Consider the following 19627-nt stretch of genomic DNA (forward strand, 5'->3'; position numbering starts at 1 on the left):
TATCATTTTTTGCGTTAAGATAATATTAGAAAGGTGTGACAAATGTGAATACTGAACCTTTAGCGTCAAGGATGAGACCAATTAATATTGATGAAATCATTTCACAACAACATTTGGTTGGACCAACAGGTATTATTAGAAGAATGGTAGATACTAAAAGATTGTCCTCAATGATATTTTATGGACCACCTGGAATAGGTAAAACAAGTATTGCTAAAGCTATTGCTGGTAGTACTCAATATAAATTTAGACAACTCAATGCTGTAACAAATACCAAAAAAGATATGCAAATGGTTGTCGATGAAGCAAAAATGTCTGGACAAGTCATCTTGTTATTAGATGAAATTCACCGATTAGATAAAGCGAAACAAGACTTTTTATTGCCCCATTTGGAAAATGGAAAAATTGTCTTAATAGGTGCAACCACTTCTAATCCTTATCATGCAATTAATCCGGCAATTCGTTCAAGAGCTCAAATCTTTGAATTGTATCCACTCTATGATAACGATATTAGATTAGCACTAAATCGCGCTTTAGAAGACGATCAGCGTGGTCTTAAATCATATACACCTGAAGTTGATGATGATGCTATGACCTATTTCTCAACTCAAAGTCAAGGTGATGTTAGAAGTGCACTAAATGCCTTAGAACTTGCTGTTTTAAGTGCAACTGAAGAAGATGGACAACGTCATATTACGTTGCAAGATGCGAAAGATTGCTTGCAAAAAGGCGCTTTCGTTAGCGATAAAGATGGAGATATGCACTATGATGTGATGAGTGCATTTCAAAAGTCTATACGAGGTAGTGATGTCAATGCGGCATTGCATTATCTAGCCAGATTGATAGAAGCTGGTGATTTGCCTACAATAGTCAGACGTTTACTCGTTATTAGCTATGAAGATGTAGGTTTAGCTTCACCTAATGCTGGACAACGCACATTAGCAGCTATTCAATCAGCTGAAAGATTAGGTTTTCCTGAAGCAAGAATCCCATTAAGCCAAGCAGTAATTGAATTGTGCTTATCACCTAAATCCAATTCAGGCATTTCAGCTATCGATAAAGCATTAAGTGACATTAGACAAGGCAAAGTAGGACAAATACCTGACTATTTAAAAGATGGTCATTATGCTGGTGCGAAAGAATTAGGCCGAGCTATTGGTTATAAATATCCACATAATTATGAAAATGGCCATGTAGTTCAACAATACTTACCTGATATACTTAAAAATCGTATTTATTATGAACCTAAAACGACCTCTAAAAGTGAACAACAATTTAAAACCATTTATGAGAATTTATTGAATAAGTCTCAATAAGTTAAAAGATAGTTTGCCTAAATGTAGTCATTACATTATAGACAAACTATCTTTTTATTTACTATTTAATTATTGACCTTTATCTTTAATTCGACGAATCGGAATGTCTTTAAGAATATCATTGATGACATAACTTGAACAAATTAAACCGACCACACTAGGGACATATGCATTGGAAGATGGTGGCATTTGTCCTTTCCTGTTGATAGCGTTTTTGTCACCTACTGTTTCTTTTACATCTTCTCTAATTACAATTGGACTTTCATCTGAAAATACAACTTTTACTCCTTTTCGAATACCTACACGTTTTAATCTATTACGAATTACCTTTGCCATTGGATCTGTATGTGTTTTTGAAATATCTGCAATTTGGAATCGAGTAGGATCTATTTTATTAGCTGCACCCATACTTGAAATCATATCGATACCACGTTCTAAGCATTCTTTCATTAAATGAACTTTATAAATAATGGTATCACTTGCATCGATAAAATAATCAATATCATAGTTATTAAATATATCTTCATATGTTTCTTCTGTATAAAACATATGTAATGACGTTACTTTACAGTCTGGATTAATTTGTTTAATTCTCTCTTCCATTAATGTCACTTTGCTTTGTCCGATAGTCGACGTTAATGCATGGATTTGACGGTTAACATTTGTAATATCAACATCGTCTTTATCTATTAAAATGATATGTCCTATATTCGTTCTAGCTAATGCTTCAGCTGCAAAAGATCCGACGCCACCGACACCAAGCACAGCTACAGTTTTACTTTTTAATAAATCAAGTCCCTCTTGTCCGATTGCTAACTCATTTCTAGAAAATTGATGTTTCATTTTAATCTCCTTTAACTAAACAATCCAAATCAATATGTATTTTAAGTATTATTTTAATTTAAAAATAAAAATACGCAAGACCTAAGTCTTGCGTACCGATAGAGTCCGTAGATGCCGTAGTTATAAATAGCTTGATCATTCGGCCTGCTATATACAGGTGGGTGCCCTGTTTCATGTTTTGCAAGTCCTCCTAATGAGGCGTTTGCGCTGCATGAAAACCTATTGAGCTCCCTGATCAAAGAGTGTTAGGCCCAAATAAAAAGCAAACATACGAACATCACAGATGACTATCTTATGTCATTATAATATCACAAACTTAGAAAGAAAGGAATTAAACAACATTGTATATTTTAATTCCTTTTTATTCAGACAACATTTAGACATATTCACAAGAAATTAACGCTTAGGTACACTAATGTCTAATTCTTAATGATAATTCTTCTAATTGTTTTTCTGAAACTTCACCAGGTGCATCTGTTAATAAACAAGTAGCTGATGCAGTTTTAGGGAATGCAATTGTATCTCTCAAGTTTGTACGGTTAGTTAATAACATCACTAATCTGTCTAATCCTAATGCGATACCGCCATGTGGTGGTGCACCATATTTGAATGCATCTAATAAGAAACCAAATTGTTCTTGTGCTTGTTCTTTAGTAAAACCAAGTACTTCAAACATTTTTTCTTGTAATTCTCCATTATGAATTCTGATTGAGCCCCCACCTAATTCATAACCATTTAATACGATATCATAGGCATTCGCTTGTGCATTTTCAGGCTCTGAATCTAATTTCTCAATATCTTCTTTTTTAGGTGATGTGAATGGATGATGTGCAGCTACATAGCGTTTACTTTCATCATCATATTCTAATAATGGCCAATCTGTTACCCATAAGAAGTTTAATTTAGATTCATCAATTAAACCTAATTCTTTAGCTAGTTTAATACGTAATGCGCCTAAACTTTGTGCTACGACTTCTGGTTTATCAGCAACAAACATGACTAAATCCCCAGCTGATGCTTCTGTTAATGATTTTAATTGTTCTGTATCTTTATCTTCAAAGAAGCGAGCAATTGGACCTGTTAAACCTTCATCAGTAACCTTAACCCATGCTAAACCTTTCGCACCATATATATTTACAAACTCAGTTAAAGCATCCATGTCTTTACGTGTGTATTGATCAGCTGCATCTTTAGCCACGATTGCTTTAATTTCACCATTATTCTCAACAGTATCTTTAAACACTTTAAAGTCCATATCATGACCTAATTGAGATACATTAATCAATTCCATGTCAAAACGTGTATCAGGTTTATCAGAACCATAGCGGCTCATTGCTTCAGAATAAGTCATTCTTGGGAATGGTCCAGGCACATCAATACCTTTGACATCTTTAACGACTTTACGTAACATTTCTTCACCCATAGCCATAACATCTTCTTGGTCTACAAAGCTCATTTCAATATCGACTTGGGTAAATTCTGGTTGACGATCTGCACGTAAGTCTTCATCACGGAAACATTTAACGATTTGATAATATTTATCAAACCCACTAATCATTAACAATTGTTTAAATAATTGAGGTGATTGTGGTAATGCATAAAATTCTCCATCATGAACACGTGAAGGTACTAAATAGTCTCTGGCACCTTCTGGTGTTGATTTAGTTAACACCGGTGTTTCAATGTCATAAAATCCATTATCATCTAAATATTGTCGAATTGAACGTGTTGTTTGATGTCTCATTTTAAAAGTTTGTGCTAGTTCTTGACGACGTAAATCTAAATATCTATATTTTAATCTTATATTTTCATCTACGTTGGTATTTTCTTCATTTATTGAAAATGGTGGTGTTTCTGATTTATTGATAATTTCAATATTTGAAACTTGTACTTCTACTTGACCTGTTTTAATTTTAGGATTTACTGTTTCAGCGTCACGTTTAGTTACTACACCTTGAACTTCAACAATATATTCAGATCTTACCGTTTCAGCGATATTTAATGCTTCTTGTGAAAAATCTGGATTAAAAACAATTTGCACAATGCCTTCTCTATCTCTTAAATCGATGAATATCAATCCACCAAGGTCACGTCGATTGTGTACCCAACCTTTTAATGTTACTTTTTCATTTAATAAATCTTCTGTGACTAAACCACAGTATGTCGTTCTTTTACTCATTTCAAAACTTCCTCTCTATTTGTGAAAATAATCAACAATTTGGTCTAATTGAATTGATTCAGATTCACCAGTTTCCATATTTTTAATATCAATTTGATTGTTTTCTAATTCTTGATCACCAATTACGATAGTATAATTTGCATTTAGACGATCTGCTTGTTTCATTTGACCTTTAATCTTTCTATTAAGATAATCTTTATCAGCTTTTACGCCATTTTTTCGTAATTCGTTAAGTAATTTAACTGCATAACGATCTGCTTGTTCTCCCATAGTAACGATAAATAAGTCAAAGTCATTTTTTATATCTAATTCAATGCCTTCTTCTTCTAGTGCTAACAATAATCTTTCAATGCTTAATGCAAAACCGATACCTGTTTGGCTAGGTCCATCTAACAATTCAAGTAGGCCATTATAACGACCACCACCACACAAAGTTGTAATTGCACCATCATAATTTGGATTATCCATCATCAATTCAAATGCAGTATGTGTGTAATAATCTAAACCACGAACAAGATTAGGATCTTCTACATAAGGGATTTCTAAATCATCTAAATGTTTTTTTACTTGTTCGTAGTATGCTTTAGAATCTTCGTTTAAGAAGTCCGTAATACGTGGTGCATTTTTGACAGCTTCTTTGTCTCTATCAACCTTACAGTCCAAGATTCTCATTGGATTAGTGTGTAGTCTAGACTGACAATCTTGACAGAAATCATCAATTACTGGTTCAAAGTGTTTAACCAATGCTTCATTGTATTCTTTACGAGAGTCACTATCTCCAATACTATTTATCACTAATTTTAAGTGCTTTAACCCAAATGATTGATAGATATGCATTACCATTGCTAAAACCTCAGCATCAATGCTTGGATTTTCAGAACCAATTGCTTCAACACCAAATTGATTAAATTGTCGATATCTACCTTTTTGTTTACGTTCATATCTAAACATTGGACTATTATAATATAACTTAACTGGTTGATTAGGATTTCCTTGCATTTTATGTTCAATATATGAACGAACTACACCAGCAGTACCTTCGGGTCTTAATGTTAGGCTACGGTCACCTTTATCTTTAAATGTGTACATTTCCTTTTGTACAACATCAGTTGAATCACCAACACCTCTAGCAAAAAGTTCAGTACTCTCAAAGATAGGTGTTCTTATTTCTTGATAATTATAAATTTCCATCAATTGGTCTAATTTATTTTCAATGTATCGCCACTTGATTGAATCTTCTGGTAATATATCTTGCGTTCCTCTTGGAATTTTTATCATATTTTATCTCCTTTACTAATACTCAAGGGTTTTCATTTCTTTTTCTTTTTAAAAATGTGAATAAAAAAGCCCTTGCATAGCATTAAATACTATACAAGGGACGAAAATCCGTGTTGCCACCCTAATTGATTTGGACATTACTAACGTCACAAATCCACTCAAAACGTTTAACGTACGTTAGCCGGCTTTACTTTTAAATAAAGCACCTCTTCTTGTGTTCAAAGAAATAAACTACTCAGCGTAATCTTTCAGCCTCATGGATTACATTTCTACGTATATAAATATATACTACCTCTTTCGTCTATTCTTTCAAGAATACAATCGGTTTACTATTTATAATTCAATTATAATGATAACGAGTTTTCATTTGATTTGCAAGTTCTATGATGAGAAATATTGTTTTAATCCATCAACGATAGCTTCCTCTACAACTTGTCTATGTAGTTGGTCCCGTACCATTACTTCATCTGTAGGATTACTGATATAACCTAGTTCTAATAATACTGCTGGTATGTTTGTTTGTCTCAAGACTTGATAATTTTGTTGTCTGGCTTCTTTATTTGTAAGGAGGGATTTCTTTTGGATGCTACTGCTGAGTGTTTGTGCTAATGCTTCTTGATTATCTTGTAACCAATACACAGTTACACCATTTGCATTTGGGGAATCTAGTGAGTCATTATGTATGCTTATAAAAGCGTCTCCTTTGATATTCCTATCATCCAAAGACACATATGTATCATTAGAACGCGTCATTTTAACATGAGCACCTTCTTTTTCAAGTAAACTTTTTAACTCTTTAGCAGTTTTTAATGTATATACTTTTTCTAAACTCTTTGAGGACGTGTTACTTGAAGCACCCTGATCACGTCCACCGTGACCAGGATCAAGTACAATTGTTTTACCTTTTAATGGTGCGGATTTTTTAGAATTATCAGCATGGATATTTAAATTGGTGTGCCAACCTGCAACCCACCCTTTTTCATCTCCAGCTTTATTCTTTACTTCAATCCACTTACCCGATTTATCAATTTTCTCAAAGGTATCTCCCTTTTCAATCTTATAAATAACAGGATAAGCTGCATTAGGTCCAGTTCTCAACTCAGCATTTTCAGTTATAGTGATTGTACCATTATCTTCATCATTATAATTTAAAAACATAAATAATAAAATGAGAAATAGTACAAAACAAATAACAACGATTAACGTTAGTCGATTCATAAGACCATGTTTGGTTAACCATGTATTTATTTTATTCATATCATTTTGCCATCCTGACTCTCATATATGATTGTTACAGGACCATCATTTTGAATGTCTACATTCATATGAGTACCAAATTCACCTGTTTTAACGTTCAAGCCATATGATCGAAGTGCTTCGTTAAACGATTCATATAATTCATTTGCTGCCTCAGGTGGCATTGAATCAGAAAAACCAGGACGATTACCTTTTTTTACATCGGCATACAATGTAAATTGAGAAATTGATAGTATTTCTCCTTCAATTTGTTGAATATTATAATTCAATTTGTCATTTTCGTCTTCAAATAATCTTGCATTCGCGATTTTCTTAGCTATTGTTTGTACATCTGCTTCTGTAGAGTTTTTACCAATTCCTACTAATAAACAATAGCCTTTTTGAATAGCATTATGAATGTTGTTATTTGAAACAGAAGCTTCTGAAACTCTTTGTACAACTACTCTCATTTTTCTTTGCACCTCTTAAGTTCTAGTTCCAAACTCTTGTAACAGTATATACATCACCTAACTGTTTGATCTTTTCAACTACACGGTATACATCGTTAACATTTTTTACCATGACACTAATATTAATGACAGCATTTTTATCAATATCAGATCGACCTGATACTTTAATTAGACTTCCAGCTGTAGAATTTACAGCTTGTAATACTTCGTTTAACAATCCGTTGCGATCATATGCAGTGACTTCTAAATCGACTTGATAACGTTGTGTTGAGTCTTTAGATTTCACCCATTCAACTGATATTAAACGTTCTGTTTCATTTTTTATATTAGGACAATCGGTTCTATGTACCTTTATACCATGACCTTTGGTGATATAACCTACAATATCATCACCAGGTATAGGATTACAACATTTTGATAGTTTAATCAGTACATTTTCTAATCCTTCGACGTATACACCGCTATCAGTAATAATATCTTCTTTGATTGGAACTGATTTTGTCACTTCTTGTGCTTCATTTAAAGCTTTTTGCTTATCCAAAATTCTTTGACGTTCAGTTAATTTATTTACTATTTGGATAGCAGTTACGCCACCGAAACCAACTGCAGCATATAGATCATCTTCATTAGCAAAATGATATTTTTCATTCACTACATCGATATTTTTTTCGGTAAGAATATCGTCTACTCTAAAACCTTGTTCTTTAATTTCAGCTTCAACCATAAATTTACCTTTTTCAATATTAGAAGAGCGATCTTGCTTTTTAAAGAAGCTTTTAATTTTACTTTTCGCACTAGATGATTTAACAATTTTCAACCAATCTCTACTTGGTCCATATGAATGTTTACTCGTTCTAATTTCAATGATATCACCAGTTTGTAATATATAATCAATTGGTACAATTTTACCGTTGACTTTAGCACCTATCATTTTATTACCAACTTCACTATGAATAGCATATGCAAAATCAATAGGCACAGCACCATAAGGTAACTCTATGACATCACTTGCAGGTGTAAATGCATATACTTTATCACTTTGTAAATCATACTTGAGTGATTCCATAAATTCTTGTGCATCTGAAGACGTATGATCAGTTTCAGCTAAATCTTTTAACCAATTTAATTTATTTTGGAAATCCTGTGTTTTTTCGTTTACAGTTTTCCCTTCTTTATATGCCCAATGCGCAGCTACACCATGTTCAGCAATTTCATGCATTTCATAAGTACGTATTTGAATTTCTAGTGGGTCCCCATTAGGGCCTACAACAGTAGTGTGAAGTGATTGATACATATTTTGTTTTGGCATTGCTATATAATCTTTAAAACGACCAGGCATCGGCTTCCATAGTGTATGGACCAAACCTAATATCGCATAGCAATCATTGATTGTATTTACTATGATTCGGATAGCTAGTAAATCAAATATTTGATCAAATTGCTTTTTTTGTTTCATCATTTTTCTATAAATACTATAGATGTGTTTAGGGCGACCATTTATTTCGCCAACGATACTCATTTTATCCATTTCTGTTTCTATCTGGCCAATGGCATTGTCAATATAAGCTTCACGTTCACTTCTCTTTTTCTTCATTAAATTGACAATTCGGAAATATTGCACACTATCAATGTATCTTAAAGCCGTATCTTCTAATTCCCATTTTATAGTATTGATACCAAGTCTATGTGCTAAAGGTGCATATATTTCTAATGTTTCTTTAGAAATACGTATTTGTTTCTCTCTAGGCATAGCTTTTAACGTTCTCATATTATGTAATCGGTCAGCTAATTTTACTAAAATCACACGGACATCTTTAGCAATAGCAATAAATAATTTACGATGATTTTCAGCTTGTTGTTCCTCTTTCGAACGATACTTCACTTTTTTAAGTTTTGTGACACCGTCTACGATTCTTGCTACTTCTTCGTTAAACATATTTTTAACGTCATCAAATGTATATGCGGTATCTTCTATGACATCATGTAAAAAGCCTGCAACGATTGTGGGACCGTCTAAACGCATCTCAGTTAGAATTCCAGCTACCTGAATAGGATGCATGATATATGGTAAACCATTCTTCCTAAATTGTCCTTGGTGCGCTTCATATGCAATATGATAACTCTTTAAAACATATTGGTATTCGCTTTCGCTTAAATAGGACTTTGCTTTGTAAAGCACCTCGTCAGCACTATAAGGATACTCGTTGTTCAATATATGACACCCCACTCATTGATTATACTTTCATGTTTAAATTTCTTTACATATGTTATGTATTATTACCCATTACTTAAGAAAGTTTATAGTAATTGATTAGCTTTATCACTTTTGATTATTTCAAAATATTTTTTGATGTTTCAATGTGAAATCAATATTAATTGTAATTAGTTTATCAAATTTTAACGACTCTGATAAGCTAACGATTATGAAATAAAATTAAATATTAGTTACATGATACTACAACTTTTGGAATAAATAAATGAATCACAATTAGATTGTAACTCTATCAATAATATTTTTTGTAAATAAAAACTAGTTCTCTACTTAAACTGTATTAACATCATTATTGTTAATCAGTAATGAGAACTAGTACTTCATGATTATTATTTCACTCAATTTAAAATTGTAAATTATTCATCATAAGAAATTAAACTCATAACATCATAGTCTTTTATCTTTTCAATTCCATTTAAATATTTTAATTCAATAATAAAAGCTATGCCAACAACGATACCGCCTAACTTTTCAACAAGTTTAATAGCCGCTTCGATTGTCCCACCAGTTGCTAATAAATCGTCTGTGATTAATACACGTTGACCTGGTTTAATAGCATCTTTATGCATTGTTAAAACATTAGTGCCGTATTCTAAATTATATTCGTATCTAATAACTTCACGAGGTAATTTACCTTCTTTACGTACAGGTGCGAACCCTATGCCCATTGAATATGCTACTGGACAACCAATAATAAATCCTCGTGCTTCTGGTCCAACAACAACGTCGACATCTTTTTCTCTTGCATATTCAACAATTTGGTCTGTAGCATATCCATATGCTTTACCATTGTCCATAATTGTAGTGATATCTTTAAAGCTGACCCCTGGTTTTGGCCAATCTTGTACCTCAGAAACATATTGTTTTAAATCCATCTTATTATTTCCTCCTAATTACTATATCCCAATTGAGTTTTAATCCATTGTTTTAAATGTTTGAAATCATCATATAATAAAAGTTTTTCGACTTCTATTCTTGATAACCTAGCTTGATAAAATTGGCTAGATTCAATATCTTGTTTATTTGGTTGACTCGCAATCGTTATTATACCATCATCTTCGTTAATAAATCCTAATTCTAAAAATACTTTTAGCATAAATTTTAATGAATTAGCTTTAATATTGAGAAATTCACACAACATCATACCTTCAGTCGCTAGATTCATTTTTTTTTTATTAATTAACGCTTTATAACATTGTTTGAATAAATTGATACTTGGCATGCCTTCGAAATAAATAGACGTTTTATGTTGAAATACAAGATAAATTTGAGATATTTGTGTTTGTTGTAATGTGTGTTTTAATTCATCAAGCGTATTCGGTAAATCTCTAAATACTATTTTATCATATTCCCCTGGTATAACTTCTCCATAGAAGAACTCATTGTCATTAGATTTTTGAACTTTAGAATGAATTACAAACGCTGTTGTTTGATCATTGTTTAAGAAATTAGTATTTTTACTTTTGCTTCGATAATCTAATATTTGCATTGTGTCCATGGCTATATCTTGAACAATGAACTGTGGTGTTTGATTCCCGTTCCATTCATTTATTTGTAAGTTACCAATTAAGTTGACTGGTTGACCAGTTTCTAATTGTGTAGCATATGCACCATTTTGCCAAAATAAAGCCGGTAAATTAGAATCACCTAATGTCATCTTCAAGTGATTTTGTTCTTTACCAATAGCCTTTAAAGATTGTATAGTCATATTTTGAATTTCAAATAATGGTGAATTAAAATCTGTGCCAAAGGGGCTTAATTTCTGAATATCTTTAATGTTTTTAATTGTAATATCTGATTCATCAAGTAAAACATCTACCTTTTTACTCGGTTCAAGAGATGTCGTTTCACTTAGTTTTGCCATCCATTCATTTAACCCATTTCGTAATGCTTCAACATTATCAATATCCATAGTCATCCCTGCTGCCATATGGTGTCCACCGAATTTACTAATTAAATCTTGATGGGCATTTAAAATTTCAAACATGGATACTTGTTCAATCGATCTTGCTGAACCTTTAGCATGATTTTGTTCATGATCAATATTTAAAATTAATGTTGGTAAGCTAAACGTCTCCACTATTTTCGATGCTACAATACCTAAAACACCTTCATGCCAATCTTCTTTGGCTAATAATAGAAATTGATGTCCTTGTGAGACATAATCCTTAGCTATTGCTAATGCTTCTTCTGTAATATGAGCAACTATATCTTTACGCTCCTGGTTGAAATGCTCAACCTGTTCCGCTAAAAATTCAGCTTCATCTTCACTATCAGACATTAATAATTCAGCAGCTAAAGAAGCATCTTCTAAACGTCCAACTGCATTTAATCTAGGACCTATGATAAATCCTATTGTTTCTTCAGTAATGTCATCGTTATAACCAGCTTGTTTAAGTAAAGCTTTAACGGCTACTGGACAACTGTCATTCATGACTTTCAAACCATGTTGTACAATTGAACGATTTTCATCAGTTAATGAAACTAAATCTGCTATTGTGCCTATAGCTGCGTATGCTTTAAAATAATTTGGCACATTTTCTAATAACGCTTGAGCTAATTTATATGCTACACCTGCACCACATAAGTATTTAAATGGGTAATCAAATTCTGGATGCATTGGGTGTACGATTGCATATGCTTCAGGTAAAGTTCTGCCTATTTCGTGGTGATCTGTGACAATGACATCTACACCTAATTCTTGAGCCATTTTAATTTCAGCATGCCCTTGTATACCATTATCTACAGTGATGATTAATGAAATACCTTCATCATAAGCATTTTGAAATGCCATTTCATTTGGACCATAACCTTCTGTAAATCGGTTCGGTATATACCATCCAACTTGGGCTCCTAATTTTTGTAAAGTATGTACTAATATCGTCGTAGAAGTTACGCCATCAGCATCGTAATCGCCATATACTAAAATACGCTCATTTTTATCTATAGCTTGATTGATACGTTCTATCGCTTTATCAATATCACTAAGTAAAGAAATATCATGGTTGATATCAATGCCATTTAGAGTTTGTTGAATGTCTTCTTCTTCAATAATTTGTTTACTTTCTAATATTTTCTTGATTATAGGAGATAGTTTTAAACGTTTAGCTATACTATCTGATATATATTCAGTTGGGTTATTTAAATTCCAATTATATTTAGATTTAATCATAAGTAACCTTCCTCATTTCCACATGCCATTATATCGAAAATCGAATAAAATAAAAAGGTTGAGCACTTTGTTGCAAAATCTTTTAAAGATTATACAACATCAATGCTCAACCTTAAATTGATTAAACTACGATTTTTTCATCGTTTGATTTTTTCTCTTTATAAACGACTAATTTTTGATTAGTTGATTTTTTCAATTGACGTTTCTTCATAATTCCCCATAATGGGACGGCTATGAAGATGGAAGAGAACACGCCTGAAATTAAACCGATTAATAAAGTTAATGAGAAGTTGAAAATTGTTGGTGCACCAAATAATAGAATTGCAACAACTACGACAACAACTGTTAAAACTGTATTAATAGAACGTGTCATCGTTTGTCTAATTGATCTGTTAACAATGTCATCAATTTGTTCAGCTGAAGTAATCACTTTAATCTTATGAAGGTTTTCACGAACACGGTCAAATGTAACGATGGTATCGTTAATAGAATAACCAACAATAGTCAAGATAGCAGCGATAAACGTTAAATCAACTTCTAATCGAAGTAAACTGAACACAGCGACGATAATAAATACGTCGTGTAATAATGCTAAGACAGAAGATAATCCCATTCTCCATTCGAATCGTAATGATACATAGATAATAATACCTACAGCTGCATAAACTAATGCAAGCATTGCGTTTTTAGCTAATTCTTGTCCAATTAATGGTGAAACTGTATTAATTTGCGGTGCGTTACCAAATTCAGATTTCATTTTATCACTTAATTGGTTATCTTTAGCTTGTGATAAATCTTGTTTAAATTGGACAGTCGCGTTTTTATTACCTGAACCATTAATTTGAATTTGATCTGGGTCTAAACCAACATCTTTCACTACTTTTTCAACTTTGGATTGAGTAAGTGCTTCTTTAGATTGTAGGTCTACACGCGTACCAGCAGAGAAGTCTATACCTAAATTCAATTTGAAAATATAAAGAATAACTAATCCTACAACTACAATTAAAATACTTAATGAAATCAATGGTTTAGCTAGTTTAACAAAATTCCATTTTTCAAATGATGTTTTTAAATCATGGACATCTTTACCTTCACTGATATCATGTCTATCTGCTTTTTTAACACCAAATAACCAATATTTTTTCTTAAATAGATTAGAATAAACTAGTAATGATAATAGTAATCTAGATAAGAACACTGCAGTTACAAATATCATTAAAATACCTAATAACAACATTGTTGCGAAACCTTTTACTGAACTTTCACCAAAGAAGAACAGTACTGCTGCAGCAATTACGGTTGTTAAGTTGGAGTCAAAGATTGTTAAGAAGGAACTTTTATTGGCTTTTGAGTATGCCTGTTTAAGCGTCCTACCGATTCTCAACTCGTCTTTAATCCGTTCATACATAATGATATTGGCATCTACTGCCATACCCACACCTAATACTAAGGCTGCTAAACCAGGTAATGTAAGTACACCTGAGATAAAGTTAAAGGCTACAAGTGTTAAATATATATATGTTGTTAATGCGATGATGGCTACAAGTCCTGGTAATCTGTAGAATCCTAACATAAATAGATAAATGACTGCTACACCAAGTACTGATGCAAAGATTGTTTTATCTAACGCATCTTGACCAAATTCTGCACCAACAGAGTTTGAATAAATTTCTTTAAGATCTACCGGTAAAGATCCTGCATTTAATAATTCAGCAATTTGTTTTGCTTTTTTAACGCCTTCTTGACCATGGAATCCACCAGAAATTTCTACACTATCTGAATTGATTGGTTGATCAACATTTGCCGCTGATACGAACTTAGGATCTTTTTTATCGGCTTCTTTCTTGTAGCTATCGCCTTTTTTGAAGTCTAACCAAACAACCATAACGTTATTTTGCTTTTTAGATATTTCTTCAGTAACTTTTTTAAATTTATTCTTATCTTTTACTTTAAATGTAACTGTAGGATCATTCGTATTCTGTTTAAATTCTTGCTTCGCTGATCCTTGCTTAATATCTGCACCGCTTAACTTAACTTTGTCGTCAGCATCACGAATCGTTAAATTAGCTTGTGATGATAAAATCTTTCTTGCTTCTTTCTGATCTTTTACACCAGCAAGTTGAACTCTAATTCTATTTGGATCTTCAACTTGGATTTTAGGCTCAGAAACCCCTAATACGTTAACACGATTTTCTAGTGTTTGCGCTGTAGATTGCAACGCATTTTTATCAATTTTATCACCTTTATGTAATGGGTCAACTTGATAAAGCACTTCGAATCCACCCTGTAAATCAAGGCCTAAGTTAACATTCTTAATCACATTCTTATATGTAAGACCCATACCTGCGAACAGAAGGATCACCAGTAGTAAGAATGCAATCAATCTACTACTTTTCTTCACATGAACACCTCATTATTTACTTATGATACTAGAATACTCGATTAATCCTTATATTTGCAAGTCGGAGTCAATAGAATAACTCCTATGACCTATCTATATTAACATACTACACTTTATAGTGAAATTATTGAAAACTTTTTTCAATTAATTTAATGCATATCGATAATAACTAAATACAGATACTAACTCATCTCTAGCCGCATTTAATTATTGGAAACAATTCTTTAATGCTTAAATCACATCATTTTTAAATTTTTAGTTGTTTAGACATATAAGTTAAAATCCAAGTAAATATAATTGAAGCCTGAGACAATATTGCCCAGGCTTCAATAACATACTATTATGAAGGATCAACTTGTTTAATAGCTGGTTTTTCAAAAGTCATTTCTGTGCCATGACCATTAACAGTAACAACTACTGTTGTTTCATCAACCGCTTTGACTGTACCTTTAATACCACCGATTGTAGTAATTTTTTGTCCAGCTTCTACACGACTTATCATTTCACGATGCTCTTTAGCACGTTTTTGTTGAGGTCTAATTAAGAAGAAATACATTAGAACCAACAATAAGATCGGTAATATCAATGATGTAAATTGCATGTTACATTCTCCTCTTTAAAAGTTTTTAGGGTTATCTACATTTAATCCATACTGTTCGAAGAATTCAGCTTTAAAGTCTAAAAGTCTATCTTCTCGAATGGCTTGTCTAATATCTTCCATTAATTTTAGCAGAAAATGTAAATTATGAATAGTAGTAAGACGGATACCAAAGGTTTCTTCTGCTTTGATTAAGTGTCTAATGTATGCTCTAGAATAATTTTTACATGTATAGCAATCACAATTTTCATCTAATGGTCTTAAATCATCAGCAAACTTTGCATTTTTGATTACTAAACGTCCATTGGATGTCATACATGTACCATTTCTAGCTATACGAGTAGGTAATACACAATCAAACATATCCATACCTCGGATGCTACATTCGATTAATGCATCGGGAGAGCCGACACCCATCAAATATCTAGGTTTATCTTTTGGCATAAATTGTTCAGTGTGTTCTACCATTTCGTACATCACAGGTTTAGGCTCTCCTACTGAAAGCCCCCCAATAGCATAGCCAGGAAAATCTAGCTCAACAAGCTCTTTCGCACTTTGTTCACGTAAATCTTTATATTCGCCACCTTGAATAATACCAAACAACGCTTGATCTTCAGGGCGAGCATGGGCTTTTAAACATCTTTCTGCCCAACGTGTTGTTCTCTCAATTGAATCTTTGACATATTTATACTCAGATGGCATAGGCGGACATTCATCAAATGCCATCATAATGTCAGATCCTAAATCATTTTGAATTTCCATTGATTTCTCTGGACTTAAAAATAATTTTGAACCATTTGTATGATGTCTAAATTCGACACCTTCTTCTGAGATTTTACGTAGATTACTTAAACTAAAAACTTGGAACCCACCTGAATCAGTAAGAATAGGTCCGTTCCAATTCATGAATTTATGCAGTCCCCCAGCGTGTTTGATAATATCATTTCCAGGTTGTAACCACAAATGATATGTATTTCCCAAAATAATTTTAGCCTCAATCTGACGCAATTCTTCTGGGCTCATTGTTTTAACTGTTGCTTTAGTTCCTACTGGCATAAACATTGGTGTTTCAAACGAACCATGTGGTGTATGTACAATTCCTAAACGTGCACCTGATTGTTTACAAGTTTTAATATGTTCATATGTTACTGCAGGCATATTTAAAATCCTCACATTCTTTTAGATAATTAACATTGCATCTCCAAAACTAAAGAATCTATATTCCATTTCAACAGCTTTTTGATATGCATTTAAAATATATTCTCTACTACTAAACGCTGACACTAACATTACTAGCGTTGATTTAGGAAGATGGAAATTAGTAATCAAACCATCAATAGCTTTATATTCAAAACCTGGATAGATAAAGATATCTGTCCAACCGCTTTTTTCAACAAATTCTGAATGATCTCTACGTATTGTTTCAAGTGTTCTAGTTGATGTTGTACCTACTGAAATAATTCGATGACCTTTTTTTCTTGTTTCATTTAATAAATCTGCAGTTTCTTGTGTCATTTGATAATACTCACTATGCATCTCATGATCATCAATATTATCTACACTTACTGGCCTAAATGTACCAAGACCAACATGCAATGTGATAAAGGCGATATTCACACCTTTTGCCTTAATTGACTCTAAAAGTTCATCTGTAAAATGTAACCCTGCAGTAGGTGCTGCAGCAGATCCACTTTCTTTTGCATAAACTGTTTGATAACGATCAGGATCATCTAGTCTCTCTTTAATATATGGTGGTAAAGGCATCTCACCTAATTCATCAAGACGTTCTTGCAATATTCCTTCATAATGCAAGCGCATAATTCTACCACCTTGGTCTAACTCTTCAATACATTCAGCGATAATTTTTCCATCTCCGAAATTCAATTGATTCCCTACTTTAATACGTTTGGCCGGCTTTAACAATACCTCCCAATCATTGCCTTCAATTTGAGTCAACATAAGCATCTCAACTTTAGCACCCGTTTCTTCTTTTAATCCAAAAAGTCTTGCGGGCATAACTCTAGTATCATTTAAAACAAGCGTATCACCAGGATTAAAATAGTTAATCACATCTTTAAAATGTAGATGTTCCATATTTCCATTATTTCTATTTAATACTAACAATCTACTTTGGTCTCTATTTTTTAAAGGCGTTTGTGCGATTAGAGATTCAGGTAAATCGTAGTCAAAATCTTCAATATTCAACTTACTCCCTCATTTCATTAGAATTGCCAAAATGTTCATGCGCCAATGGTGTTGCTTTTCTACCTCGAGGTGTACGTTCTAAGAAACCTTTTTGAATCAAGAAAGGTTCATAAACATCTTCGATAGTTATTCGTTCTTCACCAATAGACACTGCAATTGTATCAAGTCCGACAGGTCCACCTTTATATTGATTTAATATACAATTCATCATTTTGTGATCAATATAATCTAATCCATAATCGTCAACTTGTAATAGTTTTAATGCACGCTTTGTAGTTTCAATATAGATTTGATCATCTTCATTTACTTGTTGAAAATCTCTCACTCTTTTTAATAAACGGTTTGCTACACGTGGTGTACCTCTAGATCGTTTTGCTAACTCTATCGCACTCTCTTCATCTATATCTGTTCCTAGTACTTCAGCAGTTCTTATTATAATTTCTTTTAAATCTGCTTCATTATAATATTCAAGTCGTAAGTGGACGCCAAATCGATCCCTTAAAGGTCCAGTTAAACTTCCAGCACGTGTTGTAGCACCAACCAGTGTAAAAGGTGGTAAATCAATACGAATACTACGTGCTTCATCACCTTTACCTATAATGATGTCTAGGAAAAAGTCTTCCATCGCGGGATATAATACTTCTTCAACAACACTACTTAAACGATGTATTTCATCAATGAACAACACATCTCCTGGTTTTAATCCAGATAAAATTGCTGCTAAATCTCCAGGTCGCTCTAATGAAGGGCCAGATACTGTTCTAATGTTAACGTCCATTTCATTGGCTATTATATTAGATAAAGTTGTTTTACCTAACCCAGGGGGACCATATAAGAGAACGTGATCTAGAGGCTCTTCTCTCAATTTAGCTGCTTTAATGAATACTTCTAAATTACTTTTAATGGAAGATTGACCAATGTACTGCTTTAATTTAGTTGGTCGTAAAGATAATTCGAAGTCAGATTCTTCATTATGTGCAGATTGGTCGACCATTCTTTCATCCATAATATTTCCCCCTTTCATTTTGATGTTAGGTTTTTTATGACACTAATGTTTGTAATCCGATTTTAACAGCTTCATCAACTGAATCCATATTAGATTGTTTTAGAACCTTTTCAACTTTAGATAACTCACGTTTTGAATAACCTAACGCTTCTAAAGCTAACATAGCTTCCTTAATCATAGATTCATTAGCATTAGAATCATTCATCACATTTAATAGTGTGTCACTATTTTCTTCTGTAATTTGAACTTTGCCTTTTAAATCAAGCACTATTTGTCGTGCAGTTTTCTTACCGATACCTGGGAATTTAGTAAGGTAAGTATCGTTTTCATTCTCAATAGCTTGTTTCACTTCATTAGGTGTACTTGTTGCAAGTATAGCCAATGCTGATTTTGGACCTATTCCTGTTACTTTTATTAAACTTAAAAACATATCTTTCTCTTCTTCATTAATAAAACCATAGAGTAACTGAGCATCTTCTCTAACAATTAATGATGTAAATATTTGAACTTCTTTATCCAAATATTTTTGAAAACGATATGAATTAGGTGTCTGAATTTCGTAACCAACGCCATTAACATCTACCACTACGTGAGTAGGAAATAATTGCGTTAGTTTACCTTTAATATACGCGTACATTTTAGCACATCCTC

Annotated in this window: 15 protein-coding genes and 1 other RNA gene; 1 reads left to right on the forward strand and 15 read right to left on the reverse strand. The window is 32.6% G+C overall.

The window, feature by feature from the left end:
- Positions 1-44 precede the first annotated feature (44 nt).
- Positions 45-1316, forward strand: coding sequence for a replication-associated recombination protein A (locus AC2D8K_RS01630; RefSeq protein ID WP_002451813.1), 1272 nt, complete (start codon positions 45-47; stop codon positions 1314-1316).
- Positions 1317-1385: 69 nt separating this feature from the next.
- Here AC2D8K_RS01630 and AC2D8K_RS01635 read toward each other — a convergent pair whose 3' ends face one another.
- The 15 genes from AC2D8K_RS01635 to ruvA all read right to left on the reverse strand — a co-directional run bounded on the left by AC2D8K_RS01635 (position 1386) and on the right by ruvA (position 19613).
- Positions 1386-2159: a tRNA threonylcarbamoyladenosine dehydratase gene (locus AC2D8K_RS01635; RefSeq protein WP_002451812.1), complete on the reverse strand. Its 774-nt coding sequence runs from the start codon at positions 2157-2159 to the stop codon at positions 1386-1388.
- 98 nt (positions 2160-2257) lie between these two features.
- A non-coding RNA gene (gene ssrS / locus AC2D8K_RS01640) (6S RNA) lies at positions 2258-2448 on the reverse strand.
- Between the two features lie 123 nt (positions 2449-2571).
- Positions 2572-4338: an aspartate--tRNA ligase gene (gene aspS, locus AC2D8K_RS01645; RefSeq protein ID WP_002451811.1), complete on the reverse strand. Its 1767-nt coding sequence runs from the start codon at positions 4336-4338 to the stop codon at positions 2572-2574.
- 15 nt (positions 4339-4353) lie between these two features.
- Positions 4354-5616 carry a histidine--tRNA ligase gene (gene hisS, locus AC2D8K_RS01650; RefSeq protein ID WP_002451810.1) on the reverse strand — a complete coding sequence of 421 codons (1263 nt, stop codon included), beginning with the start codon at positions 5614-5616 and terminating at the stop codon, positions 4354-4356.
- Positions 5617-5997: 381 nt separating this feature from the next.
- A complete protein-coding gene (locus tag AC2D8K_RS01655; protein ID WP_002451809.1) occupies positions 5998-6873 on the reverse strand; it encodes an N-acetylmuramoyl-L-alanine amidase family protein in 876 nt (291 codons plus the stop codon).
- Positions 6870-7322, reverse strand: a complete 453-nt coding sequence (gene dtd, locus AC2D8K_RS01660) for a D-aminoacyl-tRNA deacylase (RefSeq protein WP_002451808.1) — start codon at positions 7320-7322, stop codon at positions 6870-6872. Before dtd ends, AC2D8K_RS01655 begins: the two co-directional genes overlap by 4 nt.
- 22 nt (positions 7323-7344) lie before the next feature.
- On the reverse strand, positions 7345-9534 hold the full coding sequence (locus tag AC2D8K_RS01665; protein ID WP_002451807.1) for a RelA/SpoT family protein: 2190 nt from the start codon (positions 9532-9534) through the stop codon (positions 7345-7347).
- Positions 9535-9950: 416 nt separating this feature from the next.
- Positions 9951-10469, reverse strand: a complete 519-nt coding sequence (locus AC2D8K_RS01670; protein WP_002451806.1) for an adenine phosphoribosyltransferase — start codon at positions 10467-10469, stop codon at positions 9951-9953.
- A gap of 14 nt (positions 10470-10483) precedes the next feature.
- On the reverse strand, positions 10484-12766 hold the full coding sequence (gene recJ / locus AC2D8K_RS01675; RefSeq protein WP_002451805.1) for a single-stranded-DNA-specific exonuclease RecJ: 2283 nt from the start codon (positions 12764-12766) through the stop codon (positions 10484-10486).
- A 121-nt stretch (positions 12767-12887) separates the two neighbouring features.
- A complete protein-coding gene (gene secDF, locus AC2D8K_RS01680; protein WP_484697884.1) occupies positions 12888-15167 on the reverse strand; it encodes a protein translocase subunit SecDF in 2280 nt (759 codons plus the stop codon).
- 340 nt (positions 15168-15507) lie between these two features.
- Positions 15508-15768, reverse strand: coding sequence for a preprotein translocase subunit YajC (gene yajC / locus AC2D8K_RS01685; protein ID WP_002451803.1), 261 nt, complete (start codon positions 15766-15768; stop codon positions 15508-15510).
- 15 nt (positions 15769-15783) lie between these two features.
- Positions 15784-16923, reverse strand: coding sequence for a tRNA guanosine(34) transglycosylase Tgt (gene tgt / locus AC2D8K_RS01690; RefSeq protein ID WP_002451802.1), 1140 nt, complete (start codon positions 16921-16923; stop codon positions 15784-15786).
- Positions 16924-16944: 21 nt separating this feature from the next.
- On the reverse strand, positions 16945-17970 hold the full coding sequence (queA, locus tag AC2D8K_RS01695) for a tRNA preQ1(34) S-adenosylmethionine ribosyltransferase-isomerase QueA (protein ID WP_002451801.1): 1026 nt from the start codon (positions 17968-17970) through the stop codon (positions 16945-16947).
- 1 nt (position 17971) lies between these two features.
- Positions 17972-18976: a Holliday junction branch migration DNA helicase RuvB gene (ruvB, locus tag AC2D8K_RS01700; RefSeq protein ID WP_002451800.1), complete on the reverse strand. Its 1005-nt coding sequence runs from the start codon at positions 18974-18976 to the stop codon at positions 17972-17974.
- 34 nt (positions 18977-19010) lie between these two features.
- Positions 19011-19613: a Holliday junction branch migration protein RuvA gene (gene ruvA, locus AC2D8K_RS01705; protein ID WP_002451799.1), complete on the reverse strand. Its 603-nt coding sequence runs from the start codon at positions 19611-19613 to the stop codon at positions 19011-19013.
- Positions 19614-19627: the final 14 nt, after the last annotated feature.

This window comes from Staphylococcus sp. 510 (assembly GCF_057219715.1).

Bases quoted from the DNA above. Each gene is read 5' to 3' on its own strand.
- AC2D8K_RS01635 (WP_002451812.1), bottom strand. From the start codon at position 2,159: ATGAAACATCAATTTTCTAGAAATGAGTTAGCAATCGGACAAGAGGGA.
- aspS (WP_002451811.1), bottom strand. From the start codon at position 4,338: ATGAGTAAAAGAACGACATACTGTGGTTTAGTCACAGAAGATTTATTA.
- hisS (WP_002451810.1), bottom strand. From the start codon at position 5,616: ATGATAAAAATTCCAAGAGGAACGCAAGATATATTACCAGAAGATTCA.
- AC2D8K_RS01655 (WP_002451809.1), bottom strand. From the start codon at position 6,873: ATGAATAAAATAAATACATGGTTAACCAAACATGGTCTTATGAATCGA.
- dtd (WP_002451808.1), bottom strand. From the start codon at position 7,322: ATGAGAGTAGTTGTACAAAGAGTTTCAGAAGCTTCTGTTTCAAATAAC.
- AC2D8K_RS01670 (WP_002451806.1), bottom strand. From the start codon at position 10,469: ATGGATTTAAAACAATATGTTTCTGAGGTACAAGATTGGCCAAAACCA.
- recJ (WP_002451805.1), bottom strand. From the start codon at position 12,766: ATGATTAAATCTAAATATAATTGGAATTTAAATAACCCAACTGAATAT.
- yajC (WP_002451803.1), bottom strand. From the start codon at position 15,768: ATGCAATTTACATCATTGATATTACCGATCTTATTGTTGGTTCTAATG.
- tgt (WP_002451802.1), bottom strand. From the start codon at position 16,923: ATGCCTGCAGTAACATATGAACATATTAAAACTTGTAAACAATCAGGT.
- ruvB (WP_002451800.1), bottom strand. From the start codon at position 18,976: ATGGATGAAAGAATGGTCGACCAATCTGCACATAATGAAGAATCTGAC.
- ruvA (WP_002451799.1), bottom strand. From the start codon at position 19,613: ATGTACGCGTATATTAAAGGTAAACTAACGCAATTATTTCCTACTCAC.